The organism is Sphingomonadaceae bacterium OTU29LAMAA1, assembly GCA_024072375.1.
Taxonomy (GTDB): Bacteria; Pseudomonadota; Alphaproteobacteria; order Sphingomonadales; family Sphingomonadaceae; genus Sphingomonas.
Genome location: CP099617.1, coordinates 1,743,732 through 1,770,724 on the forward strand (window position 1 = coordinate 1,743,732; position 26,993 = coordinate 1,770,724).

A 26,993-nucleotide genomic window follows, 5' to 3' on the forward strand; every position below is an offset into this window, starting at 1 on the left:
TCAGAACGTCAGACGCGTCGTGATCGACAGCTGACGATCGCTCTTGAAGAAGGAGCGTGGGGCGGTGAGGCCTTGCGGGTTGAGCAGAAACACCGTCTTCGTCGTCGTATCGAGCAAGTTCTGCGCTTCGATGCCGATCTTGAAGTTTTTGTTCACCGTGAGGAATACCGATCCGTCAAGCTGACCGTTGCCGAGCGCATAGACCGGCAGGAACGGGAAGCAGCAGTCGCGGTTGGTCAGCAGGAACTTCGACCGCCAGCTATACGCGAAGCGGGTGTAGATCCCGCCCTTGTCATAGAAGGCGGCAACGTTGAAGTTGTACTTCGACAGACCGGCGAGCGGCAGGTTGTTGTAGATGCCGGTCACGTCGAGTGGTGGGCGCGATCCATCCGCCGAGCCATTGGTAGGCACGCCGTTCGGGATGTTGCTGGGATCGACGAAGGTAAAGGTCGCCTGCGTACCCAAGCCCGACAGCAATCCAGGCAGAAAGTCGTAGGTCTGCTGATAGCTTAGTTCTACGCCCTTGATCTTGCCATGGCCCGGCGCGTTCGCCGGACCGTTGACGGTCACGTCGAAGGTTTGGCCATTGTTGGTGTAGGGCCGCTGGAACCCGTAATTGTCCAGGATGATATTAGTGAGGTCTTTGTAGAAGAAGGCCGCCGTCAGCGAACCTACCTTGGCGAAATACCATTCGGCGGTCAGATCGAACTGCTTTGCCTCGATCGGACGGAGGTACGGGTTGCGGGCCGAAGCCTGGAAGCCATAGCTGCCCCTGGCGTTCGCGCCCGATGGCGAAACGAGGACGAAGTTGCGTAGATCGCCGAAGTTCGGCCGCGAGATCGCCTTGGACGCCGCAAAGCGGAACAGCAGCTTGTCGGTGGCTTGCAGCTTGACGTTCAGGCTGGGAAGCCAGTTGCTGAACTTTTGTGCCGCAATTTCGGCGCGGTTGCCGTTGGTTGTACCGGGCACGTAGTTTGAAAACGCCTGAATGGCGGACTGCTGTGCCGCTGTGAGTGTACAGATGACCGGGATGGTCCCTTGCTGCGTGGGGTTCGCGATCGAATAGGTGCAATAGTTTTGCAGGTTGGTGTAGCGGGGCGGGTTCTGCGTGTCCGGCGTGAACACGTCGTTTGCCGACGGGAACGTCAATCGTCCGAACGACTCATCCTTGGTGTGGACGTAGCGAACGCCGATGTTGCCCGACAGGCTCATGCCGTTGCCGAAATCCTCGACCCCGAAGTCGGCGCGGGCGTAGGCGCTCCACGTCGTTTCGGTGTTGCGATACTCGGGCAACGCGCCGCGGTCCTCGAGCGGCGTGTAGTTGCCGCCTCCGGCCTTGGTGACCGTGCGCAGCAGCGCGGTCAGGGCGTCATGATCGCGCATGATGCTGTCAGGGATGTAAAAGGCGTTGGGCGGCTGCACCGCCTGATTGCGATAGAAATTGTCGTACGCGAACAGCGATGCCTGATTGGCGGGCAGCGCGTTGAAGCCGACGGGGCCGCCACCGGTCCACGTGTCCGACACCGCGCCCCAATTGTTGTAGTCGTTGGTCCGCACGGTCTGATCGCGCTTGGCATAACGCCCGCCGGCCCGCACCTTGCGCAGGAAGCTGTCCTCGCTGACGTCGTAGCTCACGTCGCCGCGGAAGGCATATTCGTCGCCATCGTTGTCGGCGAGGTTGTTGAAGGCGTCGCGGAAATAGGTAGACGCCTTGCTGCCGAAATAGTCTGCGGTGTTACGACCGTCGGGACGCAGGTTGACCTGCGGCACTTTACCGCGCAGGTCAATGTCGACACCCGAATAGGTCGCCATGTCGACGATGTCGTCACGATTGACCGACTTCGACTTCACATATTGACCGTCGAGGTTGATGTGCAGACGATCGGTCGGGTCGATCTTGGCGTTGAGCGAAAAATCCTGTGTCGTCGCTTTCTGGTAGAATGCGCGATTCGAGAAGGTCGTGAAGATGCCATTGGGCGCGAACTGCGTCAGTTCGCCATAGCTGCCGTCGGCACGATTGCCGAACACCGCGCCCGAATTCTTGACGATCGATCCGCTGGTGAAAACGCCGTTCGCGTCATAGGTGTTGGTGGTACCGGGGCGCGGGAAAGTCGTGGTGACGTCGCCGTAATAGACGTTCGGCTCGATCGTCTTTTCCAGCCAGTTCTGCTGCCCTTCTGTGCGCAGATATTGCGCGGTCAGCAGGAACGTCTTGGCCGCATTCTCGAACTGCGCCGCTGCCGACACGCCGATTCGCTTGCGATCAAAGGACTGGGTGCGTGAACCGCCGCCGACCGGGGTATAGACCGGGCCGACGCCGCCATTGGGCACCGGGAACGTATCGAACAGCGTCGACGAGAACGGCGTACCCGCGTTGATCGTGCGACCTTCGCCGGCATCCTGGACACCGTTGCGGTTGCGATCGTCGTTGTAGCGCGGCAGCATCGACGACAGGAACACTGAGTCCGAGCGGCTGTACTGCTGCGAATAGCTGGCGCTGGCGAGGATGCCGAAGCGGCTGCCGCCGGCGGTGTCCCACTGTTGGCTGTAGAGGCCGACGACGGATGGCGCGCCGCGCTGCTCCATATCGCCCCAGTTCATGCTGCCCGACAGGTAGATCAGGCGCTGGTCCTGATCGAACGGCTTGCGGGTGTTGATGTTGACGGTGCCGGAGATACCGCCTTCGATCAGGTCGGCGGTCAGGTTCTTGAACACCTCGACAGAACCGATCAGTTCGCTCGGTACGTCGTTGAAGCCGATCTCGCGACCGCCCGACACCGCAAAGGTATCGCGGCCGTTGAATTCGCCACGCACATAGCTGAGGCCGCGGATGACGACGCCCGAGCCCTCGACCGAGAAGTGCTGCGAATCATTGGGCGCTGCGAAGCGACTGATCGCGACGCCGGGGACGCGCTGGAGCGCCTCGTTGACCGAGCGATCGGGCAGCGCACCGATATCCTGCGCTGTGATCGCGTCGACGACGGTGTCACTGTTCTTCTTGATGTTCTGCGCGGTGGCGAGGCTCTGGCGGACGCCGGTGACGACGATCTCGTCCCGCTCGGTCTCGGGCGGTGTGACCGCACCGTCCTGCGAACTGCCCGACGTGCCGGTGGTTGCGCCCGCCTGGTCGGTCGCGGTGGCGCCGGTGCCGGTATCGACGCCGGTGGTACCAGACGTGGTGCCCTGCGACCCGCCGGTCACCGGCTTGGTCGGTGTCGCGCTATCCTGCGGGACCGTCCAGGCAAGTGCGGGTTGCGCCGCGCACAGCATGGCAAGGGCGGATACACCGATGCTGAGGTCGCGCAATTTGGTGCGGCCCTCCCGACGCGTGTCACGAACGATCATGTCTACCCCTTTCAGTCCTCATCCCGAGACCGTCCTCCGGTACAAGCCGGAAGATCTGTCGCCGTATGCTCACGAGCTTGAGTGCCCGCCCTGTATGATCGCGTCGTATCCCGACCCAAATCTTGTCACAAGCAGAAATATCGCAACTTGATATAAGTATTCGATGAGGTAGGCTTTCCTGCAACAGGTACGGCCGCTCCGGCCCGGCCGCGGGGGAGTGGATGTGGAGGCAAACCATCGCATCAGGGTCGTCGTGGTGGGTGGCGGCACAGCGGGATGGATGACGGCAGCCGCCCTCGCCACGCTGATTCCGGGCGCGGCCCGGGTCCATCTGGTCGAGTCGGCGGAGATCGGCATCGTCGGCGTCGGCGAGGCGACGCTGCCGCATCTGCGTGCTTTCGTAACCCGGCTGGGGATCGACGAGGCCGCGTTCATGGCCGCGACCAACGCGACGTTCAAGCTCGGCATCGAATTCCGCGATTTCGGTGCGATCGGCGAACGCTACATCCATCCGTTCGGCACCTATGGGCGGCCGCTCGCCGGCGTCGGCTTCCACCATTATTGGTTGCGGCGCGACCGAGAGGCCACCATTCCTCCGATCGGCGCCTTTTCGCTGGGCGTTGCCGCGGCTGCGGATCACCGTTTCGCCAGACCCGGCGACGATCCGGACGATCTCGCGAACAGTTATGGCTATGCCTATCAATTCGACGCGACGCGGTTCGCGCCGTTCCTGCGCGCGCATGCCGAGGCCAGGGGGGCGGTGCGGACCGAGGGTACGGTGGCGACGGTCGAACGGCATCCGGAAAACGGCGACGTTACCGCCATAGTGCTTACCGACGGGAGCCGGATCGAAGGCGACCTTTTCATCGATTGTTCGGGCTTTCGCGCCCTGTTGATCGGCGGCACGATGGACGAGGCATGGGAGGACTGGTCGCACTGGCTGCCCTGCGACCGCGCGGTTGCCGCGCCGTGCGCATCACCGGAGGGCGGCATCGAGCCGTACACCCGCGCCACCGCGATGCCGGCCGGATGGCGTTGGCGTATCCCCCTCACCCACCGGGTCGGCAATGGATACGTCTATGCCAGCGCCTTTCTGTCCGACACCGACGCCATGGACACGCTGGTCGGGTCGATGGAAGGACGACCGCTCGCGGACCCGCGACTGTTGCGCTTTCGCGCCGGGCGGCGGCGGCGCAGCTGGGTCGGCAACGTATTGGCCGTGGGGCTCGCGTCCGGGTTCCTCGAACCGCTCGAATCGACCAGCATCTATCTGGTGCAGATGGCGATTACGCAGTTGATCGAGCATTTCCCGAACATCCGGGTGACGAACACGGATCGCGACGGGTTCAACGCTCTGGTCGATGGCGAATACGACCGGATCCGCGATTTCCTGATCCTGCACTATCACGCGACCCGGCGTGACGATTCGCCATTCTGGAATCATGTGCGGACGATGGCGATCCCCGCCAGCCTCGCCGAAAAGATGGCGCTGTGGCGGCAGACGGCACAGGTATCGCAATATCGGCACGGACTGTTCCTCGAGCCGAGCTGGATCGCGGTCTATCTGGGTCAAGGCGTAGTGCCCGAAGGTTGGGACCCGCGCGCCGACCTTCCCGACGCGGCGGCGCTGGATCGGGCGATGACGGCCCTGCACGACGGTATCGCCGCCACGGTGTCGGGCATGCCCGACCACGCAGCCTATCTGGCTGCCGCCGCGTGAATCGGCGCGAAGCCCTGCGCCGGATCGTCGTGATCGGCGGCGGCCCGACCGGCTGGTGCGCAGCGATCGGCTTCGCACGCGCTTTGCCGGGTGCCGAAGTGACGTTGCTCCCCCTGCCCCCGCCCCCTGATGCGTTGGCCGATCGATTGCCCGCGATCGGGCCGGACGCGATTGCGATGCTCGCCCAGATGGGCGTGGACGAGACGGCGCTGATCGCATCCGGTGCCGCGACGCATCGCGTGGGCGAACGCTTCGCATGGGGCGGCGACCCGTTCGCGATTGGCGATGGCGAGGGTGTGCCATCGCTTGCCGGAGCGGCGCTGCACCAGCTCTGGCTGACCCATGGCGAAGGGGCGTTCGGCGCATTGGTGCCTGGTGCCGTGCTCGCCGAGGCGGAGCGGTTCGTCCATCCGGTCGACGATCCCCGATCTCTGCTGTCCTGCATCGACTATCATCTGCGACTGGACGGCGCGAAGGCGACTCAGGTGTTCGCGCAGATCGCTGCCGCGGCGCGGATCCGCGTCGCTCCCGTCGTCTCCATCGCCGTTGAGCGGGCCGGCGATACGATCGCCGCGATCGAGGCCGGCGGCACGCGCTGGACCGCCGACCTGTTCGTCGACGCAAGCGGCCCCGCCGCGCTGCTCGCACCGCCGGACACGCGATGGATCGACTGGAGCGACAGCCTGTCGGTTGACCGGTTGTTGCTGAAGGTCGAGGGTGCACGCCCCTCACCGGTCGATCGGTACGAGGTAACGGGCAGGGGGTGGGCCGCACGCTGGCCATCGGGCACGCAGACGCTGGCGGCATTCGCGTATTCCAGCGCGACGACGACCGACGCGCGGGCCCGGCGACAGTTCGGCGATGGTGAACGGATCGTGGTGCGGGCGCGTCGCCGGGCGCAGCCGTACGCGGGCAACGTGCTGGCGCTGGGCGATGCAGCAGTAGCGACAGGGCCGCTCGGCTGGTGGGGGCTACCGCTCGCGCTGTCGAACCTGTCACTGGCGCTGGAACTCATGCCGGCGCGGACAAGCGAACCGCTGCTGATCGCCGAATACAATCGTCGGGCCACGCTGCGGGCGGACAGGATTCACGCCTATATCGCAGCCTTTTATCTGGCGGGCACCCGCCGTAGCGGCGATTTCTGGCATGCGATGCGGACCCGGGCGGCACCGGACGAGCTTGCCACCGCGCTGGCGCAATTCGGTCAGCGCGGCACGCTGCCGCCGCTGGAAGAGGAGATGGTACCGCGCGTACAATGGCGACAGGCGCTGATCGGCCTTGGTCTGCGACCGGTGCGGCACGATCCAGTGGCGCTGTCCATTCCGCGCGCAAGCGCCACGGCGTCTCTTGCCCAATTGCGCGCCGCGGTCGCATCGCTGCCCGGCCAACTGCCCCCCTATCCCGCGTATCTGGCGGCGATGATGCGAGAAACACGATGAGCGGCGAACCGATCGGACGGGTGGTGATCGTAGGCGGCGGCACTGCCGGATGGATGGCGGCAGCCGCGGCGGCGCGGTTCCTCGACGACGGACGGCGGACGATCACGCTCATCGAATCGGATGCGATCGGCACGGTTGGCGTTGGCGAGGCGACCATCCCGCCGATCCGCGGTTTCAATGCACGATTGGGAATCGACGAGGCGGAGTTCCTGCGCGCGACTGGCGGCACGCCGAAGCTGGGCATCGAGTTCGTCGGCTGGACCGACGGGCGCGACCGCTACATCCACCCGTTCGGCACCCACGGCCGCGATATCGAAGGGCTGAATTTCCATCAGTTATGGTTGAAGCTGCGCCATGAGGCAGGGATCGGCAGCATCGAGGATTATGCGATGTCGGCGGTGGCGGCGCGCGCGCATCGCTTCGCCCCGCCCTCGCCCGATCCACGTTCGCCCTTGTCCGGGCTGGAATATGCCTATCATTTCGATGCGGGTCTCTATGCCGGTTTCCTGCGCAGCCGTGCCGAAGCGCAGGGCGCGGTTCGTGTCGAAGGGCGGATCGTCGGGGTCGAGCAGGACGAGCACGGTCACGTCACCGCCGTCCGGCTGGAGGGTGACCGCCGGGTCGAGGGCGACCTGTTCATCGATTGCTCGGGCTTTCGCAGCATGCTGCTCGGCGAGACGATGGGCGTGTCGTTCGAGGACTGGTCGCATTGGCTGCCGTGCGACCGCGCGTTGGCGGTGCCGACCGAACGCAGCGCGCCGCTGCTTCCGTATACGCGCGCGACCGCACATGGTGCGGGCTGGCAATGGCGGATCCCGTTGCAGCATCGCACCGGCAACGGCCACGTCTATGCGAGCGCCTTTACCGACGATGCGGAAGCCGAGCGGGTGCTCATGGCGCATCTCGACTCCCGACCGACCGCGCCGGCGCGCCAGCTGCGGTTCAAGGCCGGACGGCGGGCGCAGATGTGGAAGGGGAACGTCGTCGCGCTCGGACTGGCGGGCGGATTTCTCGAACCGCTCGAATCGACGAGCATCCATCTGATCCAGACCGGCCTCTCGAAGCTGTTCGGGCTCTTCCCCGACATGCGGTTCACCGACATCGAGCGCGACGAATACAATCGCCTGATGAGCGACCAATATGTCGCCATCCGCGACTTCATCATCCTGCATTATGCCGCGACGATGCGCGACGATACGCCATTCTGGCGATACGTCCGCACCATGCCGCTGCCGGACACGCTCACCCGCAAGATCGCGCTGTTTCGCGAAAAGGGCCGCATCTTCCGCTACGACGACGAGCTGTTCGCCATCCCGAGCTGGGTCGCGGTGATGCTGGGTCAGGGTATCATCCCCGATGGCTACGACCCCGTGGTCGATGCGCTCGATACCGAACGCGTCGCAGGAGCGCTGCGGCGGATGCGCGGGGACTATGCCGCCATGGCGCAGCAGATGCCGATGGCGGGTTAACACGGCCTCCAAACACCCGAATTGGTTTTGTTACACATATTTAAGCCGCTCCACCCAAACCCGCGCCATGGAATTCGACCTGAAAGGGGTGGGGGTGGATCGATTGGGAGAGCGTGGTTTCGAACGGGACGATACGTTCGGGCCCGGCTATTCCGATGCCGCCGATGACGATACGGTGATGCGTGCGCTGACTGCGATCGCAGCGTTCGAAGACCGTACCCCTCCGCTGGGCGGCGTGCTCAGCCAGGCGCGGATCGGGCTGCTCCACCGCGACCGGCAGCGACGGGTGCTGTCGGTCAACGACCGTTTTTGCCAGCTGGCCGGCCGCAACGCGGCACAGCTTTCCGGTCTGCCGATCGAGGAACTGATCCACCCCGACGACCTCGCGCGCGTGCAGCGTTTGCATGCCGAGCACATGGCACGGTCGATGCCCTTCGCGATCGAGACCCGGATCGTGCATCCCGACGGCACCGTCATCTGGTGCGGGATCAACGTGTCGTTCGTCTGCGATGCGAACGGCACCGCCACATCGACGATCACCATCGCGCAGGACATCACCGCAAGGCGCTTTGCGGAGGCGGAATTGCGCGAGAGCGAGGAGCATTATCGCTACACGGTAGAACTCAATCCGCAGATCAGCTGGACCGCACGCGCCAACGGGCAGATCGATGCGGTGAGCTCACGCTGGACGGAAGTTACCGGCAACGATCCACGGCATGCGATGGGAGAGCAATGGCTCGCTGCCCTCCATCCCGACGATGCCGCGCGGACCGCAGCTGCCTGGAGCGACGCGATCGCGAGCGGGGAAGCAGTCGATCTGGAATATCGCCTGCGGACGCCCGCCGGCGAGTACCGGTGGTTCCGCTCCCGGGCCACGGCCAGGCTGGATGATACCGGAGCCGCCGTCCGGTGGTACGGTACGCTGGAGGATATCCACGACCGCAAGCTGGCCGAGCGGGCGCTGCGCGAAAGCGAAGAACGCTTCCGGCTCGCCGCGCATGCCGCAGGACTGGGCATCTGGGACTATGACGCGTTGGGTAATCGTCGCGAATGGTCCGACGAATTCAAGGCGATGCTGGGCCTGCCGCTCGAAACCCCGGCTACCGTCGCCACCGCGCTGGCGCTGGTGATCCCCGAGGATCGGCACCGGTTGCAGGCGCTGGTGTCAGCGGTGGAGGCCGGCGACGGCAACCACCGGTTCGAGACGATGCTGCGCATCCACCGCGCCGACACCGGCGAGGAACGCTGGATCAAGACCGGTGGCTGGCGGATCGAGGCGCCATCGGGACGGCTCAGCCGCGTGCTGGTCACCACCCGCGACGTCACCGAAGAGCGGACCGCGGAGGACCGCATCCGCTTCGCCGCGCTTCACGATACGCTGACCGGCTTGCCCAATCGTGCCGCATTCGGCGACCGGCTCGAATCCGCGATCGTGCGGGCGACGGCCACCGGCGACAGCCTGGCGCTGGTGCTGTTCGACGTCGATCATCTGAAAGAGACGAACGATACCGTCGGCCACGATGCCGGCGACGTCGTGCTGAGGACGTTCGGCGACCGTCTGCGCGGGGCGCTGGGAAACGACTGTACGCTCGCACGGCTGGGCGGCGACGAATTCGCGGCGGTCATCGCCGGCAGCGACGATCCGGCGGTGGTGCTCGACCGCGTCAAGGCAGCGTTGCGCCGGGTGCGCGAACCCCTGGCGCACGATGGCCGTATCCTCGACTGTCAGGCCACCGCGGGCGGGTCGCTGTTCCCGGCGGATGGTGCCACCGCCGCCGAATTGCTCAAATCCGCCGACATCGCGCTCTACGCCGCCAAGGACCAGCAGCGTGGCGGGCTGATGACGTTCCAGCCCTATATGCGGGCGGACCTGCAACGCCGGTCGTCGATGCTCAGCATCGCCCGTGATGCGGTGCGCGACGACCGGATAATGCCCTTCTATCAGCCGAAGGTCGCACTGGGCACCGGCAAGGTCTGTGGGTTCGAAGCGTTGCTACGCTGGCAGCATCCCTTGCTCGGCCCGCAGGTTCCGGCGATGATCGCCGCGGCGTTCGAGGATCTGGAACTCGCCGTCGGCCTCAGCGAGCGGATGCTGGCGGGGATCGTCGGCGATATGCGGCGCTGGCTGGACGAGGGCATCGAATTCGGCCGGATCGCGTTCAACCTGTCTCCGGCCGAGTTCCGCCGCGAGGATCTGGCGGACCGCATCCTCGGTCGGCTCGTGCGGGCCGGGCTGCCGCCCGAGCGGCTGGAGCTGGAAGTGACCGAGACCGTATTCGTCGGACGTGGCGCCGAATGCGTTGCGAGCACGCTGGAAACGTTCAACCGCGCCGGCGTGCATATTGCGCTGGACGATTTCGGCACGGGCTATGCCTCGCTGACGCACCTGAAGGCGTTCCCGGTCCACACGATCAAGATCGACAAGAGCTTCGTCAGCCATCTCGACCGGGATGCGGGCGACGCGGCGATCATCGATGCGGTCGTCGCGCTCGGGCACCGTCTGGGTATGACGGTGGTGGCCGAAGGAGTGGAAACCGTCCCGCAGGCTCGACACCTGCTGGCGCAGGGGTGCGATATGGCGCAGGGCTATCTCTTCGGGCGCAGCGTGCCGGGTGCGGCGGTTCCCGCGGCGCTGCACCAGGCCTACCGGATCGCGCAAGGCGACTGGCGCTAGGCGCGTCGGCGTTCGAACCACCACAATGCGCCCGCTGTGATCAGGAACGCGATGAACCATCGCCAGGAGGGCCGACGTTCCTGTTCCGGCGACGCCAACTCGCTGGGCCGGCGATCTCCTGCCAGCGCGAGCGTTGCCTCGCGACGGCTCGCGGCGCGCAAGGCCGGCAAGGCACCGGCCGGATGGACGTAGAAGGGCGTGACGCCGGCGCGATGCCAGCCGGCATGGACGGGCCAATATGCGGCGCAGCCTGCGGCAGCGGGGTCCGGCACCGGCACGGTGCGAGTGCCGTCCGGCGCGACGACACCGACAGGTCCGCCGGTTGCACAGATCGCGACGCGCTCCCCCGCCCACGCTAGCGGGTCGATCCGGATGTCCGCAGCAGGCGTGCCCCGGCCGACGGTCGAGGCGATCGCATTCCAGATGTCGGCATGCGCGTCGCCGTTGCCGCTGGTCGCGAGGGCGAAGCTGTCGAGAAGCGTGACGAGCGCGACCCGGCCGCGACCGACGTTTCGCCAGCCGGCGAACGGCGTGCCGCGCACGTCGCGGAGCAGCGGAACGCCGCTGATCGATGTGGCGAGCCGGGTGAGTTCGGGCACCTCGCCCAGCGGTGCGGCGATCGAGGCGGGCGCGTCGCGCGTACCCGGACCGCGGCGGGCCGCCAGCGCGGCCTTGCCGGGCGCCGCCGGCGGCAGGCGCAGCGGCACGACGGCGGAACCGCCGCCGGTGGCGAGACCCAGCACCTGCCACCCCTTCGCCACGGGTCCGGTGACCCGGACGACCAGTCCCATGCCGCCGCGCACCGCCTGCGCTAGCGCCGCGCGCGCGCCGTATCCGAGCCCCGCCCACATGCGATCGTCGAGGATGGCGATATCATAGCCCGCATAGCTCGCCGGCGGCTCGCCCAGCGTCAGCCCGCCGCCGACGGCGACCTGCGTCTGCGCCGCGACACCCGCATCAGCGGCCCAGCGGCGCAGAAACTTCACCTCGGGCCCCGGGGCCCCGGCAAGGATCAGCGCGCGGGCGGGCGCCACCGGACCCGTGACGAGCGGCACGGCGGCGCTCGTCTCGTCGGACAGGCGTAACGCGAACAATGCCTCGCCTGCGACGCGCGCAGTGCCGTGCAGGACGACGCTGCCGTCCGCCGCAGGCCGGGCGGTATCGACTACGCGCCCGGCCGGGTCGAGCAACGTCGCCGCGGCCCCGCCCTCCACCCGGGCGGCCACGGCGAAGCGCTGACCGGGGGCAACCGGCGGCGGCGGAACGAGCGCGACGAGGCCGCGGCGCTGCGGTGGCGCTACGTAGCGCAGCGTGACCGCCGCGGCGGCGACCCGGTCGCGGGCGACCAAGCCGCTGCCGACGACGCGGATCGCCGTCGCACCCGGATGGCGTCGCAGCGCGGTGCCCAGATCGGGTTGCCGGATCGCGCCGGCTACGTTCCCCGCCTCCGGCAGCGCCACCAGCGTCTCGCCAGCGCGCGTCGATACGAAACGCGGCGCGCCTTCCGTCGCGACGACCAGCGTCTTTGTCGTGTTCGCTGCGGTCGACCCGAACAGGGTGAGGTACAGCAAACCCGCCACCGCGATCTGCATCAGTCCCAGCACTGCCAATCGCCACGCCGGACCTTGAACCGTCGCGCGCCGCCGCCACAGCCACAATCGCACCCAAGCGATGGCGACGGCGAGCGACAGCAGAGTAGCGGCAATCCGGTCCGGCGTCATGGCAGGGCATCCAGATAGCGGCGCGCGACCGCGTCGCCGGCGTTGCGGCGGGCAAGGCCGGGTGCCGGACGCGGCAACGCCTGCCACAAGGCGCTGCGCAGGGCGTCGCGGCAGCGTGTGCAGTCCGGCTGGCGACGAAGCGTATCGATCGCGCCCGCCAGCACGAGCGGATCGGGAATACGGCTGCCCCCGGTGCGCATCCATCGGGTCAGGGCGTCGAGCGCAGCGTCCCGCCGCGGCCCGTCGAGCGCGCGCCAGATCGCGGCAGGAGTGGGGTCTATCGGATCGGCGGCGGCGGTCGGCAACATACGGTTACCCATCGCGCCGCGATCGCCGGTCATCCGCCGCGCCATGTCTATCGCAGGCAGGTCGGAGCCGGTCCGCGCCAGAAAGATGCGCGTCGCCTGCTGCACCTGCTTGATGAAGCGCAGCGCCTTATAGGCATAGGGCAACGCCGCCTTTGGGTCCCCCTGACGCAATGCGCGTTCGGATTGCCACATGTTGTCCAGCGCCTGACGCAGCGTCGCGCGCGTGCCGGGGTCGAGCAGCGTCGCGGCCTCCGATTCATCGTGGGTGTGGCCGTATTCGGCGGTGACATCCTCCGCCGCGCCGAACCCTGCCGCCGGTGCAGGCTCGGCATGATCATGCCCATCGGTCGGCGCGGCAGCGGTAGCATGCGCCGCGCCCTCCTCCTCGTCGTTGGTCGGCATGACGTTGGTCGCGCCGCCGCCCGTCTCCTCCCCCATGAACTGGCCGTAGCGCATGCGGAGCAGGCGCTGGTCTGCGCCGATCGCATCGGATCGCGATAGGAAGCGGTCGGCCGGCGGGCGCGGTCGTTCGTTGAGCAGCGCCTCGGTATCGATGATGATCTGCCGCTGGCTGCGGAAATAGGCGGGCATGACGCGGCGGGTCATCGCTTCGAGCCCGCCGCCTTGCGCCGCCACGGCGGGCTGGCGACGCAGGATGATGCTGGGGCCGCGCACCTCCTGCGGCGAGGGAGTGCGAGTGTCGCTGACGATCAGCTGCGCGACGATATCGCCGGGTTCTACGAAGCCCAATGCGGCAAAATTCAATTGCGCAGTGAAACGCCGCTCGCGGGGTGCGCCACTGCCACTGACGGTCAGCATCCGTTCGGAGAAGCGGACGTTCTCCCCCTCCCCCTGAGCGACGACGATGCGCAGCCGGGCGGTGGCGCTGACCGCGTAATCGTCGGTAGCGACGAACGCGATCGGGGCGCTGAGCTGACCGGGCATCAGCAGGGTCAGCGGCGTGCGCGGCATCGCGACTCGAACCTGCGGCAGGCGATCGGCGATCGTGTCGATCCGGTGGAGCGGAGGAACACCCGCCCGCTCGGCACCCATGGCGGTGACGCGGTAGAGCAAGGGCGTGTCGGCGCGATGGCTCGCGACCCAGTCGCCGCGGTCACGGACCAGCGGTATCGCCGGGCGACCGACCGTCGCCAGCACCGCACCGCGCGGCTCGGGCATGAACCGCAGCGTCCAGCTCACGCGCGAGCCCGCCGGGATGCGTGCATCCAGCATCCCGAGCAGGCGTGGCGGCAAGCCGGTATAGGCTGGCGGCGCGACCTCGATCGCCAGGGCGGTGAGACGGGGAACGCCGGGCAAGACCGGCAGTCCCTCTCGCGCCGGCACAAGCGAGGCGCCGGGGTGCTGCGGCCACAGCAGGATCGCGGCCGTCGCGGTCAGGCTGGCGCACACGATCGCGGCGATCGGCCACAGGCCGCGCGGCGCATCCAGCGCCGGGATGGAAGCGGCGTCGACGCGGGCGGCGATACGGCCGCGCTGGACACGCTGAAGCGGGGTGAGCGTGGCAGGATCGGCGAACAGGAGGTCGCTGCTGTCCTCCAGATCGCGGCGCGTCGCGTCGAGCGCGGCGATCAGCCAGCGGCGGTCGAAGCGCCGCGCCCGAAGGTGCGCTACCGTTGCCAGTGCGACGAGGCCAACGATCAGCAGCGTGACGGCGGTGGCGGGACCGGACAGTCGCCAGCCGATCGCCGCAAGCAGGATGACGAGCGGCACGCCGGTCGCGGCGTCCCGGCGCCATGCCCGCAGGCGGGTCGGGCGCGTCCAGGGCGCGATGCGGGGATCTGCGCTCATGGTGCGGGGGCCCGTCCGGCGCGCGTGGCGAGCCAGCGTTCGATGACGAACAGCGCTGCAACGGTGACGGCGAGCCATGGCGAGAGCGGCCGGGCGGGAGGGGTCGGCGCCAGCCCTCCGGCTTGTGGGGCATAGGCTTTCGCCGCGACGCGCGCCGGCTCCGGCGGACGGACGAACAGCGCGACGAGCCGGCGGGGAAAGTCGGGATCGAGCAGCTGCGGCATCGCGGCAGGGGAGAGCGCACGGGTGAAACGAAGGAGGCGCCCCTTGCCAAGGGGCTGCATGTCGACGAGCGGCGCACTCATGGTATCACGCCAGACGGGGACGGTGGCGCCGGCCGGAACGATCGCGTCGGGTGAGACGAGGATGGTTTCATCGGCCTCGATATGCTCGATGATGCTGCGGGGTATCGGGCCGGCACCCAGCCAGATGAGAGCGCGGCCCGCCGCTCCCCCCTGCACCGCCACGGATCGGTAGCCGATGTCCGTTCCGCCTAGCGCGCGGATCGCGGCGGCAAGGTAGCGGGCGCCGGGATGGGCCGGATCGTATCGCAACGCCGGGGGGGCAGCAGGCACGGCCGCGGCACTGCCCCTGCCGTCACCCGCGATCCGCCACGTCACGGTTCGCGACAGCGTCGGCCGCTCGGCGTCGGCACCGTCGAACAGGCGCGGTACGACGATCGTCAGCCGCGTCTTCGGCGGCAGTTCGGCATCGAGCTGACGGATCAGGCTGGCGATCGGCTGCCGACCGGTGGGCGGCGGGGTATCCACGGCGGGAAAGCCGGGCGCGAGCCAGATGCGGCGTGCTGCCGACGGCGGGGGGATGTCCGCACCGGGCGCGACAGCGATCACCGGCATCGCGGCATCGACGTCGGAGAGAACCGGTTGCGCCAGCACCAGCGCAACGGCCACGAGAAGCAGCAATCGCGTCGCCAGCAGCAGCCGCTCGTCGAACCGTGGTCGATGACGCGGTCGTGGCTTCTGGCTGAGCCAGCGCAGCGCCGCAAAGTCGGTCGGGCGCTGTTCGGTACGGCGGGCGAGATGAATCAGCAGCGGCAGCAACACGCTCGCGAGCGCCGCGAGGCCGAGGGGAAGGAGCAGGGTCACCGTTGGCTCCGTCCGAACAGTGTCTGCAACGGCGTGTCGAGCGGCTGGTCGAGGACCAGTGTAGCGTAGCGGATGCCCGCGGTAACGAGTGCGGCGGCGAGGTCGGCCTGTGCCGCGCCGAAGCGGGCGAGATACTCCGCACGCAACGCCGCGGCATCGCCGAGCAATTCCTCACCGGTTTCGGGATCGCGAAAGCGGTAACCGCCATCCAGCGCGAAATCGCGTTCGGTGACGGTGAGGATCTGGATCGCCAGCACCTCCCGGCCCGCGGCGGCCAGCTTGCGCGCGAGATCGAGGCAGGCCGGGTCGAACCAGTCGGACAGGATCGCAACCATGTCGCGCGCGCCGATCCGGTCCCAGATCGGTGCCAGCAACGTGTCGGCGGGGAAGCGTCCGCTGGCGTCGATCCCATGCAGCGCCAGATGAGCCCGGTCGCGCTGGCGGGCGCCACCGGCTGCGGGGATCAGGTCCAGTCCCGTTGCGCGCAGCGTCGCTAGCGCGAACCGGTCGCCCTGCGCCAGCGCCAGCTCGACGAGCGCGGCGGCGATGCCCTTGGCGGCATCCATTCGGCGGCCGGTCGCGTCCGCCTGATTCATCGATGCGCTGGCGTCGAGCAGGATCCACAGAGCGACCGGGCTTTCGCGCTCCGCTTCCCGCACGAAGAACTTGTCCGATCGGCCGTAGAGCTTCCAGTCGATCTGGCGCGGCTCGTCACCCTGTTCGTAGGGACGATATTGCGCAAATTCGAGGCCCGACCCGCGCGCGCGACTGGTATGCAAGCCCAGCCCGCGGTCGCCGATCGCGCGGCGGGCGACGATGGTCAGTCCCTTCAATCGGTGGCGGACGTCCGCCGGCAACAGGTCAGGCACCGGGTCCCCGGACGGCGGCGAGCAGGCGGTCGACGACGGCATCGGGGCTGACGCCATCGGCTTCGGCGGCGAACGCGAGGATCAGGCGGTGGCGCAACACCGGCGCGGCGAGCGCAGCGACATCCTCGCGCGTCGCCGCAAGCCGGCCTTGCAGCAGCGCGCGTGCCTTGGCGGCAAGGACCAGCGACTGGCTGGCGCGCGGGCCGGCACCCCAGCGGACGTAGCTGCGCAGCGTCTCGGGCATCGACGCACCCGGACGCGTGGCGCGCACCAGCCGCGTGATCCAGTCGACCAGGTCGGAACTGAGGTGGACGTCGCGCACCAGCGCTTGGATGGCCAGCACATCCTCGCCGTCCATCACCCGCGGCACCTGTGCAAAGCCGCTGCCGGTGGTCGCCGCAAGAATGTCGCGCTCCTCGGCTTCCGACGGATAATCGAGCCGCACGTGTAGCAGGAAGCGGTCGAGCTGCGCCTCGGGCAGCGGATAGGTGCCGGCCTGCTCGATCGGATTCTGCGTCGCGAGGACGAAGAACGGCTTCGGCAGCGTATAGGTCGTGCCGCCATAGCTGACGGTGCGTTCCTGCATCGCCTCCAGCAGCGCTGCCTGCGTCTTGGGCGGCGTGCGATTGAGTTCGTCCGCCAGCAGCAGGTTGGTGAAGACCGGCCCCTGTTGGAAGCGGAAGTGGCGCTTGCCGGTGCCGTGATCCTCTTCCAGCAATTCCGTGCCGAGGATGTCGCTCGGCATCAGATCGGGCGTGAACTGCACACGGCGGAAATCGAGGTGGAGCGCCTCGCCGAGCGAGCGCACCAGCAGTGTCTTGCCGAGCCCCGGCACGCCCTCCAGCAGGCAATGGCCGCCGGCGATCAGGCCGATCAGCAACTGCTCGACCACCGCCGCCTGCCCGACGATCGCCTGCCCGATCGCGGCGCGCAGATCGGTGAGCTTGGACAGCTGGGCCTCGATGTCTGCTTCGGTCATGCGGTCCTCACGAATTGAGCGCGTACATCACGATGTTGACGCCGAACTTCGTATTGTCCTGCGCGAGGAAGCGTTTGTTGCGCCAGTCGTAGTCCCATTCGCACCCGTAATCCTTGTTACTGTACAGCAAGCCGAGGCGGCCATCGATCGTGATGCCCTTCAGGTAATCGTGGACGAGGTCGTCGCCCCAGCCGTTCAATTCGAAGCCGGTGTTGGGCGGCCCGTCGAACTTGAAGAAGCTGGTGTAGATCGGGTGCTTCGGCGGCAGCTTCGCGAGCGCCTTCGGCCCGAAGATGGCGCGCATCTGCCGTTCGAAACTCTGCGCGAACAGGCCGTCGATATCGTGGTTGCAATCGTCGACCAGCACGAAGCCGCCGCTTCGGACGTAGCGTTCGAAATTGCGGCGTTCGGCTGCGTTGAACTCCACCAGGCGATGCCCCGCCATGTAGCAGAAGGGCGCGGTCAGCATCTTGGGGTCTGACAGCGCGACGACGCGTTCCTTCGGGTCGATGCGCAGATTGGTGTAATCGACCAGCGACGTCAGCAGGTTGCTCGGCATGCGCTGGTCGACGTCCCAGTCGCCACTGTCGTAGCGCAGCCGCGTGAACCAGAAGTCGTAGGCTCCTGCCGCAGCGGCGGCGCGGGGAATGAATGTAGCAGCAAGCGTAGCGATGCTCGCGCGCAGAAACTCCTGCCGGTTCACCCTCACCCTTCCGCGGCTACGCCGCTCCCTCCCTCTCCCGCCGGGAGAGGGAGAAGACGCCGAAGGCGGCGCAGGGTGAGGGTGAGCGCCACCAACTACACCGCGTCCGACAGCGACGTGAACGTGAAGTCCCGCAGCCGCATCGGCGGCAGCATCATCAACGTGTCGCCCTCGTCGCCCTTAACCCGCACCGGCTTGCCCAGTTCATCGATGTTGTTCAGCATGATCACCGGGCTTTCGTTGAAACGGAAGTTCTTCAACGGATATCTGATCTCGCCGTTCTCGATATAGAAGGTCCCGTCGCGGGTCAGGCCGGTGAGCAGGACGGTCTGCGGATCGACCATGCGGATGTACCACGTCCGCGTGACCAGAATGCCCTTCTGCGTGCCGCGCACCAGGTCGGCGGTCGACTTGGTGCCGCCCTCCATGATGATATTGCCCGGTTCCGGCGTCGCAGGCTTGCCCTGCTTCTGCGCCCAGTAGCGCGAGTAATCGAGGTTCGCGATCTTCCCGTTCTGGACGATCTGCATGCGCGTACGCGGCAGGCCGTTGCTGTCCCATGGCAATGCCGGCACGTCCGGGTGATTGGGATCGGCGTAGATGTTGACGCGCGGATCGAAGACCTGCTCGCCGATCTTGTTGCCGCCGCCCTTCTTCGACAGGAAGCTGCGGCCTTCATCGGCCTCGCGCGCACCGAAGAAGTTGAACATGAAGCCGATAAGCCCGGCTGCGGCGGCGGGTTCGAGGATGACGGTATACTTGCCCGGCTCCAGCGCGCGGGCGTCGACCGACCCCGCCGCCTTGCGCGCCGCGGTACGAACATCGGTGCCAGCCGAGAAGGTGTTCACGTCCTGCACGTTGCGGCCGACCCAGCCCGACCCACGGCCATCCTCGCTACGCACGGTGCAGGTGTAGTCGACACCGGACGCCCGCTGGTAGCCGAAATTGCCCTTGGAATTGGCGAAGGCGACGAAGCTCTGGCCGTCCTGTAGGAAACCCGCGGCGATCAGCTTCTGCGCCTTGCACGCGGCGATCGAATCGCCCGCCACCTTGGCGCGATACTCCGGCGTGATGTCCGCCGTCGTCTGGCTGAACGTCGGCGTCGCCTTGTACGCCTGCTTGCCGACTGCGGGGACGAACTCAGGGTTCTCGGGCGCAAGGCGGGCGAGCTCCTCCGCCCGGCGGACGACGCGCTCCAGTGACGCATCGTCGAACGCGTTGATCGTCGCGGTGCCGACGCGCTTGCCGAACGCGACCTGCACCGCGAGATCGGTGTTCGACACGATGCCGCTGGTCGAGATGTTGTTCAGCGCGAAACGGATGTTGCCGTCGACCGAACCGGTCAGTTCGGCGATACATTCGTCTGCCTTCGACAGCGCGACGCACTTGGTCAGAATGGCGCGTGCCTGTTCTTCGGTGAAGATTGCCATGATCCTGTCTCCTCAGCCGAGCGAACGGGCGGTGTTGATGACGTTGATGCCGTTGAAGCGCGCGGTCGAGGACCCGTGGCTCACCGTCGACACCTGCGACGGCTGGCCCTTGCCGTCGAAGAAACTGCCCCCCATCCGGTAATCGCTGGCATCGCAGACGCCGACGCAGGCATTCCAGAATTCCGGCGTGCGGATCTGGTAGGCGACGTCCTCGATCTGCTGCGTGATCTTGCCGTTTTTGATTTCGTAGAACAGCTGCCCGCCGAACTGCGCGTTGTAACGCTGCTGGTCGATCGAGAAGCTGCCGTCGCCGACGATATAGATGCCGTTCTCGACACCGCCGATCATGTCGGCGACGCTCTGCTTCTTCTTGCCGGGTTCGAGGCTGACGTTGGGCATGCGCTGGAACTGCACGCTCGACCAGCTGTCGGCATAGCAACAGCCGTCGGACGCGGTTTTGCCGAGCAGCTTCGCCTGGTCGCGGATCGCCTCCAGATCGACGAGCTTGCCATCGCGGATCAGGTCCCATTTCTTGGTCTTCACGCCCTCGTCGTCGTAACCGACCGCGCCCAGGCTGCCGGGTTGCAGCTTGTCGGCGACGATGTTGACGTTGGCGCTGCCGTACTGGAACCGCTCCTTGACCTTGTCGAGCGTGACGAAGCTGGTGCCGGCATAATTGGCCTCGTAGCCGAGCACGCGGTCGAGCTCGAGCGGATGGCCGACGCTTTCGTGGATCGTCAGCCAGGTGTGCGAGGGGTCGAGGACGAGATCGTATTTGCCCGGCTTGACCGATGGTGCCTTCAGCTTTGCGACCGCCTGTTTGGCGGCCGCGATCGCGTCCTCCTTCATGTCGTAGGACAGGCCGTAGTTGACGACGCCGTTGGGCGAGACGAACTTGTCCTTGGCATTGCCGTCGAGATACTCGAAGCCCATCCCCATCGGTGCCGACAGCCCTTCGCGGGTGCGGAACTTGCCGGTGGTCTTGTCAATCGCGGTCGCGGTCATCGGCGCCCAGATGCGGTGGACGTCCTGATCGATGTACGATCCGTCGGTGCTGGCGAAATACTTCTGTTCGTTGACTACGAACAGCATCGAATTGACGAAGTTCGCGCCCGCACCCTGCGCGGCGGCGTTGACGCCGAGCAGCAGGTCGACCTTGTCCTTGATCGGCACCGCCATCGCGTTCTTGACGATCGGCGTCTTCCAGCTGACTTCGCCGACGCCGGGCGTGGGGGCGAGCTGGACAGGCGCGGTCTGCGTCTTGGCGTTCGCCTTGGCGATGGCGACCGCCAGCTGCGCCGCCTTGGCAACCGCTTCGGGCGTCATGTCGTTGGTCGCGGAGAAGCCCCACGCCCCGTCGGCGATGACGCGGACGCCGGTGCCGAGCGATTCCGTGTTGACGACGTTCTGCACGTTCGCTTCGCGGGTGATGACGAACTGGCGCATGTAGCGGCCGACGCGGACATCGCAGTACGTCGCGCCCGCCGATTTGGCGGCGTTGAGCGCAGCATCCGCGAGCCGTTTCTTGACGGCAACGTCGATGGTCGATTGCAGTTCTTCCGCCGCGATCGCGCGACCGAGGAAGGACGGCACCACGCCGCCTCCGAGCGCCAGGCCGGTTGCGGCCAGGAAATCGCGTCTATGCAAGGCTGTCGTCCCCCCGGATGGACGCTGGCCGGCATGTTTGCCGTGAGCGCCAAGATGATGCGAGGCGAGCGACTTGCCCGCCTCATACACCGATCATTGCTTGGACCGGGGGATCGGTCAAGGTGCCTTTGCGTCCGACTGACGCCGCTGGGCCGGTCCCAATCGCTCCATCATCCCGGCGAACGCCGGGATGATGGAGTGAAGAGAGAAATGATCAGTTGCGCAGGCTGTCCGGCACGATGCCGCCATTCTCCGCGAGCTTCGCCATTACCGCCTTGTGGAGGGCGATATTCTGTTCTGCGCTGCCGTCGTCACCGGCGTGGACGCCGAGTTCCTGACCCAGTTCCTTGCGCGCGGCGAGGCTGGAATCCAGGTCGAGCAGCTTCAGCAAGTCGACGATCGACGATTGATAATTGCCGCCGCCGTTCTTCATCGCAGCCATTTCGGACAGCACTGCGCCGACGTCCACCGATTGGGTGGGCGCTGCCGCAGGGGTTGGGGCTGGCGCAGGCGTGGGTGCCGGGGCCGGTGCGGCTTGCGTGGTCTGCGGCGGCTGCTGCGGCGCGGCAGGCGCGTCCTTCTTATGGCCGAAGATCTTGCCCATGATATTGCCGAAAATACTCAACGTCGTTCTCCTGTCGAACCGAACCATGCGCCAACGTCGGGCGCGCCGGAACGCTCCCGTTGCGACGGCGGAACGGGTGGCGGGGCCGATACGTTGAGGACGCCGCAGCTAGGGAGACGAAAATGTTGAATAAAACCATGGTGATCCTGTCGGCGTCGGCACTGGCGCTCGCCGCCTGCGGGCAGAAGACGGACACCGCCGGCACCACCGATACGACCCTCGCGACCAATGACGGCGCGGCGTTCGACGCGGGCAACGTGGGTGCGGCCGATGCCAACATGACGGCGCCGGCCACCGGCGGTCAGGTCTTCGCCAACACGGCCGCCGCCAGCGACGCCTTCGAGATCGCCACATCGAAGCTGGCGCTCGACAACAGCAATTCCGCCGCGGTGAAGAAGTACGCCAACCAGATGATCGCCGCGCATACGACGTCGACCGACAAGCTGAAGGCGACCACGGCGGGCCTGACGCCGGCGATCACGCCCGATCCGGCGCTGAACGCAGAGCAACAGGCGACGGTCGATGCGCTGAAGGCCAAGAAGGGCGCCGACTTCGACACGGCGTATATCGCCGCGCAGCAGTCCGGCCATCAGCAGACGCTCGACGCACTGAAGGCCTATGGCGCGACCGGCGATGTGCCCGCGCTGAAGACCTTCGCCAGCGGGCTTGCGCCGACGGTGGCGGCACATCTGAACATGGCGAAGGGACTGAAGTCCTAAGCGCCCGATCCAATAACGATCGCCCTTACCCTTCCGCCGCGACGTGAGGGTAAGGGCCGAAGACGAAAAAGGGGGCGCCGGTCGAAACCGACGCCCCCATTTTTTTGTATCGGCTGCGAACGGTTACGCCGACTTCTTGCCGCGCAACGTGTTGAGGATCGCCAGCCCGACGACACCGGCAAGCGCGGCGGCGGTCCAGGGGCGGTCGTTCGCGAACTTGCGGGCCTTGTCCGCGAGCGGAGCAGCGGCGGCGGCGACGGTTTCCTTGGTATCGCCGATCGTCTTCTGCACCTTGCCGCTCAGCTGGTCGGCCACGCCGGCGTTCTGCGTTTCCGTATCGCCGAACGCATTGCCGATCGTTTCCTTGACCTTGCCGGTGAGGTCCGTGGCCGTGCCCTCGATCTGATCCTGGTTCATAACGTTTCTCCTGTGAAATGACTGCGCCGGTCAACGCACCGAAGGCCCACAGTTTCCGCAGGTGCGAACAATCAGCGCGGATGGCGCCGCGCCAGCGCGTGGCCGGCGAGGTTCTTGGACCGACCGACATGCTTCACATGAACGCGCGGAATGACCGCCACCGCTTCGCGATAGGCGGCAAGATGCGGCTTCAGCTGCGGGTTGCGACAGACCCAGCGCCCCAGCGCCTGTTCGACGATGGTCCGCGCATCGCCGACGAACAATACGTCCTGTGCTCCGGCCGCCAGCGCGATTTCGGCGGCATAGCGCAGCGCCAGCCATTCCGCCGTGCAATTGTCCCCCTCCCCCGCATCATCGCGGATGTAGCTGCGGCCGCCGGTTACGACCGCGATCTCCATCCGCCCGGGGTTGGGCCGGGCGCCGCCGTCGAAATACAGCGTCATCCGCGCCGTCATGCCGCCTGGCGACGCGGTGCGACGAGCGTATCGACGAAATTGCTCAGCTCGGTGCGGCGCTGCGCCTCATCGGCGAACTGCCGGTCGAGGCCCAGCTCCCACAGCAATGCGCGATCCTCGGGCGCATCGTGCAGCGCGTCGAGCAAGGCGGCGCGGCGTTCGACGCGGGCCTCGTCATGCGCCAGTCCGGCCGCGATCAGATCGGAGGCCTGTCGGCGCAGCGCGACAGCAATCTCTCCCGGACTGAGTTCGGGATGATATTGCACGCCCCAGAAGATGCCGCCGCCGTGACGGATTTCCGCGGCCTGCACCCGGGTGACGGCATTGCCCGCGAGCAGGGTCGCGCCCGCCGGCAGTTCCTCCACCTCGTCGCCGTGAATCGCGGGCGCATCCCACGCCGGCGCACGCCCGGCGAGCAACGGATGGTGACGCCCGGCCTCGGTCGGGGTGATCCGCCGCGCGATACCCGCCTCCATCCGCTGCGGCATCTTGCGGACCCGTCCTCCCGCCGCGGCGACGGCGAGTTGCAGGCCGGCGCACGATCCGAACGACGGGGTTCCGCTGGCGAACACCGTCCGCATGAAGGCGAGCTGACGGCGAACCTCCGGCGTGTCGTCATAGACGTGGAGCGGCGATCCGGTGATGAACACCGCGTCGAACCCACCGACCCGCTTCGGATCGAGCGGTTCGGCATCCTCGTCGGCGGGGGCGACGAGGGTGATCGTCGCGCCGGGATACATCTGTTCGAGGGTCGCGCCATAGCTTTCGCCCGAGCTGCGGCCGGCGTGTTTCCGCCGGGCCTCCCGCTCTTCGGGCGTTTCGCTCTCGGCGACGAGGAAATGGTACACGTGATGGACTTTCATGCGATGGGCCTCCCCTAACGCGCGAGCGGCGGCGACGGATCGGGCAGACATCAAATGTCATTCCGTCCCATGTCGCCGGTGTTCCGCTGACGGTCGGCGCGATATGGTCTTTGCCACGCGGCACCGGTACCCATGGGCCGGGACGCAAGGGAGAGATCGGGATGTTCAGCCGGCGCGAGATATTGATCGGTGGCGCTGCGGCGGCATTGCCGATTCCCGGCAGCCGGTCCGCCCGGGCGGCACAGGCGATACCATCCGATGCGCGCTTCGCCGCGGTCGATCCGCAGATGATCGACGACCTGAAGCTACTACGGCCGATGGACGTGTCGGCGGATAACCTCGCCGCGTTCCGCTCGCGCCCCGCGACGCGTCAGGCTCATCCGCTGCCCCCATCGCCGGTGTCGCGACTGCCGCTGAAGACCGTGACGATCCCGGGGCTGGCCGGGCAGCCGCCGGTCGGCACCGTGCAGTTCGATCCCGGGCCGCGGAAGGCGGGCCGCGGTGCCGTCGTCTGGATGCACGGCGGTGGCTATGTCGCCGGTGCGGCGGGCATTCCGGTGGCGCTGCGCGAGGCGGCGCTGGCGCATGGCTGGCTGGTCGTATCGGTCGACTATCGGCTCGCACCCGAGGCACGACTGACGGCATCGCTCGCGGACAATTACGCGGCGCTGCGCTGGGTGCACGGGCAGGCGGATGTGCTGGGTGTCGATCGCGCCCGGATCGCCGTCGGTGGCGCGAGCGCGGGCGGCGGTCATGCCGCGATGCTGGCCCTCGCCGCGCGCGATCGCGGCGAGGTGCCGCTCGCCTGTCAGGTGCTGATCTACCCGATGCTCGACGATCGCACCGGCAGCAGCCGGCCGGCGCGGCCGGGTACGGGCGAGTTCGTCTGGACGGCGGCGTCGAACCGGTTCGGCTGGTCGTCGCTACTGGATGTCCCCGCCGGCAGCGCAGGGGTATTGCGGGGCGTCGTGCCGGGCCGCCGCAACGATCTGGCCGGCCTGCCGCCGGCGTTTATCGGTGTCGGGACGCTCGACCTCTTCCTCGATGAGGATATCGCCTATGCCGGCGCCCTGGCGGCGGCAGGCGTCGCAATCGATCTCGCGGTCGTACCGGGGGCGTTCCACGCCTTCGACGGGATCGCACCGACCGCGCGGGCGTCGCGCGCCTTCACCGCGCGCTGGGTCGCCGGGCTGACGGCGGCGCTGACCTGACAGCGTGCACCCGATGCGGAGGTCGCGCGTTGCGCTCGCATGACCGATGCCATTCCCCTCACCACCCCGGACGGCCGTTATCTGGTCGTACGGGGCCGGTTGTGGCGCACCGCCGATCCGTCCCTGCCGCCGGACCGCCGCGAAGCGCTGGTGCACGACCTGATGCAGGCGCGACGCGATGTCGGAGCCGCCTTGCGCACCAGCGATGCGGCAGCGGAACGCGACGCGCGCCATCGCGTCGATGCCGCGAAACGCGCGCTGGGCGAGCGTGGCCCGGTGTGGTGGTGCGATGGCGCGCCCGACCTCAACCGCCACATGGCCGCCAATACGCCCTATGCCGACTGGTTCGCGGCGGCCGGTTCGTGAGCGACGACGTGCCACGTCGACTGAAGCTGTGGCTGCCGAAGCGCGTGATCGTCACCCGATCCGCGCAGGCGCAGGAGCATGGCCGCGCCATCGCCGCCCGCGCCGCCGCGCTCGGCGTCCCGGTGGACATCCTGTCGTCGGACCGGCTGGGACTGGCCCTGCCCGACGATCCCCGACAGGCCTATGCGGAGGCGAAGCGGACGCTGGCGGTGACGGTCGCGCCACCATCCAGGCTGCGCCTGCAACCGATTGCGCCCTCGGCGGACTGGCGGGTCGATCTGGCCGAAGGATGCCCCGCGCATTGCAGCTACTGCTATCTGGCCGGTTCGTTGAAGGGGCCGCCGATCACGCGCGTCTATGCCAATCTGGCGGAGATCGTCGGCATCCTGCCCGGCTATCTCGGCACCGGCACCGTGACCTCGCGCTCGAAAGCGCGGGCGAATGAGGGAACGACGTTCGAAGCGAGCTGCTACACCGATCCGCTGGCGCTGGAGCATCTGACCGGCTCGCTATCGGCGTTGATCGAGGCGTTCGGGCGGTGGCAGGCGCCGGTGCAATTGCGCTTCACCACCAAGTTCGCCGCGGTCGAACCGCTGCTGGCGCTGGAACATGGTGGCCGCACGCGGATGCGCGCATCGATCAATCCAGCCGCCTATGCGCCGTTCGAAGGGGGGACGGATCCGGTCGCGGCGCGGCTCGCCGCTCTCGCCCGGATGGCGCGTGAAGGCTATCCTATCGGGCTGACGATCGCACCGATCATCGCCGCGGACGGCTGGCAACGCGCCTATGCCGGGCTGATCGCACAGGCCGGCACGGCGCTGGCCGACGTGCCCGATGTCGACTGTACGATCGAACTCATCACGCATCGCTACACGCCGGGATCGAAGACGGTGCTGGACAGCTGGTATCCGGGATCGAAGCTGGACATGAGCGATGCCAACCGCGCCGAGAAGCGGACAAAATTCGGCTCGGTCAAGCACGTGTACGACGCCTCGACGATGAAGGAACTACGCAGTTTTTTCGAGGCGGAGCTGGCGAGCACATTGCCGTTCGCCCGGGTGTTGTACTGGACATGACACCCACGACCGCGCCTTCGCTGCGGCGCCTCGTGCAGGGCT

The 26,993-nt window shown here is 67.4% G+C and carries 21 protein-coding genes; 8 read left to right on the plus strand and 13 right to left on the minus strand.

Annotated features, from left to right (window positions below; all coding sequences use genetic code 11):
* Window positions 1-3,345, minus strand: a complete 3,345-nt coding sequence (locus tag NF699_08540) for a TonB-dependent receptor (protein USU06688.1) — start codon at window positions 3,343-3,345, stop codon at window positions 1-3.
* A gap of 280 nt (window positions 3,346-3,625) precedes the next feature.
* Between NF699_08540 and NF699_08545 the strand changes: the two genes are divergently transcribed.
* The 4 genes from NF699_08545 to NF699_08560 all read left to right on the plus strand — a co-directional run bounded on the left by NF699_08545 (window position 3,626) and on the right by NF699_08560 (window position 10,647).
* The gene (locus NF699_08545; GenBank protein USU06689.1) at window positions 3,626-5,065 is read left to right on the plus strand and encodes a tryptophan 7-halogenase; all 1,440 of its coding nucleotides are present in this window, start codon (window positions 3,626-3,628) and stop codon (window positions 5,063-5,065) included.
* Entirely contained in the window at window positions 5,062-6,504 is a 1,443-nt protein-coding gene (locus NF699_08550; protein ID USU06690.1) for a tryptophan 7-halogenase, read from the plus strand. Before NF699_08545 ends, NF699_08550 begins: the two co-directional genes overlap by 4 nt.
* Window positions 6,501-7,973 (plus strand): tryptophan 7-halogenase, encoded by a 1,473-nt coding sequence (locus NF699_08555; GenBank protein ID USU06691.1) that lies wholly within the window; start codon window positions 6,501-6,503, stop codon window positions 7,971-7,973. The genes NF699_08550 and NF699_08555 overlap by 4 nt, the downstream gene beginning before the upstream one ends.
* Before the next feature lie 67 nt (window positions 7,974-8,040).
* Entirely contained in the window at window positions 8,041-10,647 is a 2,607-nt protein-coding gene (locus NF699_08560; GenBank protein ID USU06692.1) for an EAL domain-containing protein, read from the plus strand.
* Here the strand turns inward: NF699_08560 and NF699_08565 are convergent.
* The 9 genes from NF699_08565 to NF699_08605 form a co-directional block, all read right to left on the minus strand.
* Window positions 10,644-12,368: a carboxypeptidase regulatory-like domain-containing protein gene (locus NF699_08565; protein ID USU06693.1), complete on the minus strand. Its 1,725-nt coding sequence runs from the start codon at window positions 12,366-12,368 to the stop codon at window positions 10,644-10,646. The genes NF699_08560 and NF699_08565 overlap by 4 nt on opposite strands.
* On the minus strand, window positions 12,365-14,485 hold the full coding sequence (locus NF699_08570) for a DUF4175 domain-containing protein (protein USU06694.1): 2,121 nt from the start codon (window positions 14,483-14,485) through the stop codon (window positions 12,365-12,367). Before NF699_08570 ends, NF699_08565 begins: the two co-directional genes overlap by 4 nt.
* Entirely contained in the window at window positions 14,482-15,591 is a 1,110-nt protein-coding gene (locus tag NF699_08575; GenBank protein USU06695.1) for a BatA domain-containing protein, read from the minus strand. Before NF699_08575 ends, NF699_08570 begins: the two co-directional genes overlap by 4 nt.
* On the minus strand, window positions 15,588-16,460 hold the full coding sequence (locus NF699_08580; GenBank protein ID USU06696.1) for a DUF58 domain-containing protein: 873 nt from the start codon (window positions 16,458-16,460) through the stop codon (window positions 15,588-15,590). The genes NF699_08575 and NF699_08580 overlap by 4 nt, the downstream gene beginning before the upstream one ends.
* Complete coding sequence (locus NF699_08585; protein ID USU06697.1) at window positions 16,453-17,439, minus strand: MoxR family ATPase; 987 nt, start codon at window positions 17,437-17,439, stop codon at window positions 16,453-16,455. The genes NF699_08580 and NF699_08585 overlap by 8 nt, the downstream gene beginning before the upstream one ends.
* Before the next feature lie 7 nt (window positions 17,440-17,446).
* A complete protein-coding gene (locus NF699_08590) occupies window positions 17,447-18,142 on the minus strand; it encodes a DUF4159 domain-containing protein (protein ID USU06698.1) in 696 nt (231 codons plus the stop codon).
* Between the two features lie 95 nt (window positions 18,143-18,237).
* The gene (locus NF699_08595; protein USU06699.1) at window positions 18,238-19,572 is read right to left on the minus strand and encodes a TldD/PmbA family protein; all 1,335 of its coding nucleotides are present in this window, start codon (window positions 19,570-19,572) and stop codon (window positions 18,238-18,240) included.
* 12 nt (window positions 19,573-19,584) lie between these two features.
* Window positions 19,585-21,219, minus strand: coding sequence for a TldD/PmbA family protein (locus NF699_08600; protein ID USU06700.1), 1,635 nt, complete (start codon window positions 21,217-21,219; stop codon window positions 19,585-19,587).
* Between the two features lie 214 nt (window positions 21,220-21,433).
* A complete protein-coding gene (locus NF699_08605; protein ID USU06701.1) occupies window positions 21,434-21,844 on the minus strand; it encodes a DUF3597 domain-containing protein in 411 nt (136 codons plus the stop codon).
* Between the two features lie 122 nt (window positions 21,845-21,966).
* On the opposite strand from NF699_08605, the gene NF699_08610 reads away from it, so the two are divergent.
* A complete protein-coding gene (locus tag NF699_08610; protein ID USU06702.1) occupies window positions 21,967-22,563 on the plus strand; it encodes a DUF4142 domain-containing protein in 597 nt (198 codons plus the stop codon).
* A gap of 123 nt (window positions 22,564-22,686) precedes the next feature.
* On the opposite strand, the gene NF699_08615 is transcribed toward NF699_08610, so the two are convergent.
* The 3 genes from NF699_08615 to NF699_08625 form a co-directional block, all read right to left on the minus strand.
* Window positions 22,687-22,980, minus strand: a complete 294-nt coding sequence (locus tag NF699_08615; GenBank protein ID USU06703.1) for a CsbD family protein — start codon at window positions 22,978-22,980, stop codon at window positions 22,687-22,689.
* A gap of 71 nt (window positions 22,981-23,051) precedes the next feature.
* On the minus strand, window positions 23,052-23,435 hold the full coding sequence (locus NF699_08620) for a reverse transcriptase-like protein (GenBank protein USU06704.1): 384 nt from the start codon (window positions 23,433-23,435) through the stop codon (window positions 23,052-23,054).
* Complete coding sequence (locus tag NF699_08625; GenBank protein USU06705.1) at window positions 23,432-24,298, minus strand: type 1 glutamine amidotransferase; 867 nt, start codon at window positions 24,296-24,298, stop codon at window positions 23,432-23,434. The genes NF699_08620 and NF699_08625 overlap by 4 nt, the downstream gene beginning before the upstream one ends.
* A gap of 161 nt (window positions 24,299-24,459) precedes the next feature.
* On the opposite strand from NF699_08625, the gene NF699_08630 reads away from it, so the two are divergent.
* Genes NF699_08630 through NF699_08640 form a run of 3 tightly spaced genes read left to right on the plus strand, consistent with a single transcriptional unit; the run spans window position 24,460 to window position 26,951 of the window.
* Window positions 24,460-25,509, plus strand: coding sequence for an alpha/beta hydrolase (locus NF699_08630; GenBank protein USU06706.1), 1,050 nt, complete (start codon window positions 24,460-24,462; stop codon window positions 25,507-25,509).
* Between the two features lie 39 nt (window positions 25,510-25,548).
* Entirely contained in the window at window positions 25,549-25,875 is a 327-nt protein-coding gene (locus NF699_08635; GenBank protein USU06707.1) for a hypothetical protein, read from the plus strand.
* Complete coding sequence (locus NF699_08640; protein USU06708.1) at window positions 25,872-26,951, plus strand: radical SAM protein; 1,080 nt, start codon at window positions 25,872-25,874, stop codon at window positions 26,949-26,951. Before NF699_08635 ends, NF699_08640 begins: the two co-directional genes overlap by 4 nt.
* The last annotated feature ends 42 nt before the right edge of the window (window positions 26,952-26,993 follow it).

Coding starts and splice junctions, on each gene's coding strand:
- NF699_08565 (USU06693.1), bottom strand. CDS start 12,368: ATGACGCCGGACCGGATTGCCGCTACTCTGCTGTCGCTCGCCGTCGCC.
- NF699_08625 (USU06705.1), bottom strand. CDS start 24,298: ATGAAAGTCCATCACGTGTACCATTTCCTCGTCGCCGAGAGCGAAACG.
- NF699_08570 (USU06694.1), bottom strand. CDS start 14,485: ATGAGCGCAGATCCCCGCATCGCGCCCTGGACGCGCCCGACCCGCCTG.
- NF699_08620 (USU06704.1), bottom strand. CDS start 23,435: ATGACGGCGCGGATGACGCTGTATTTCGACGGCGGCGCCCGGCCCAAC.
- NF699_08585 (USU06697.1), bottom strand. CDS start 17,439: ATGACCGAAGCAGACATCGAGGCCCAGCTGTCCAAGCTCACCGATCTG.
- NF699_08540 (USU06688.1), bottom strand. CDS start 3,345: ATGATCGTTCGTGACACGCGTCGGGAGGGCCGCACCAAATTGCGCGAC.
- NF699_08595 (USU06699.1), bottom strand. CDS start 19,572: ATGGCAATCTTCACCGAAGAACAGGCACGCGCCATTCTGACCAAGTGC.
- NF699_08630 (USU06706.1), top strand. CDS start 24,460: ATGTTCAGCCGGCGCGAGATATTGATCGGTGGCGCTGCGGCGGCATTG.
- NF699_08615 (USU06703.1), bottom strand. CDS start 22,980: ATGAACCAGGATCAGATCGAGGGCACGGCCACGGACCTCACCGGCAAG.
- NF699_08560 (USU06692.1), top strand. CDS start 8,041: ATGGAATTCGACCTGAAAGGGGTGGGGGTGGATCGATTGGGAGAGCGT.
- NF699_08555 (USU06691.1), top strand. CDS start 6,501: ATGAGCGGCGAACCGATCGGACGGGTGGTGATCGTAGGCGGCGGCACT.
- NF699_08635 (USU06707.1), top strand. CDS start 25,549: ATGACCGATGCCATTCCCCTCACCACCCCGGACGGCCGTTATCTGGTC.
- NF699_08610 (USU06702.1), top strand. CDS start 21,967: ATGTTGAATAAAACCATGGTGATCCTGTCGGCGTCGGCACTGGCGCTC.
- NF699_08545 (USU06689.1), top strand. CDS start 3,626: ATGACGGCAGCCGCCCTCGCCACGCTGATTCCGGGCGCGGCCCGGGTC.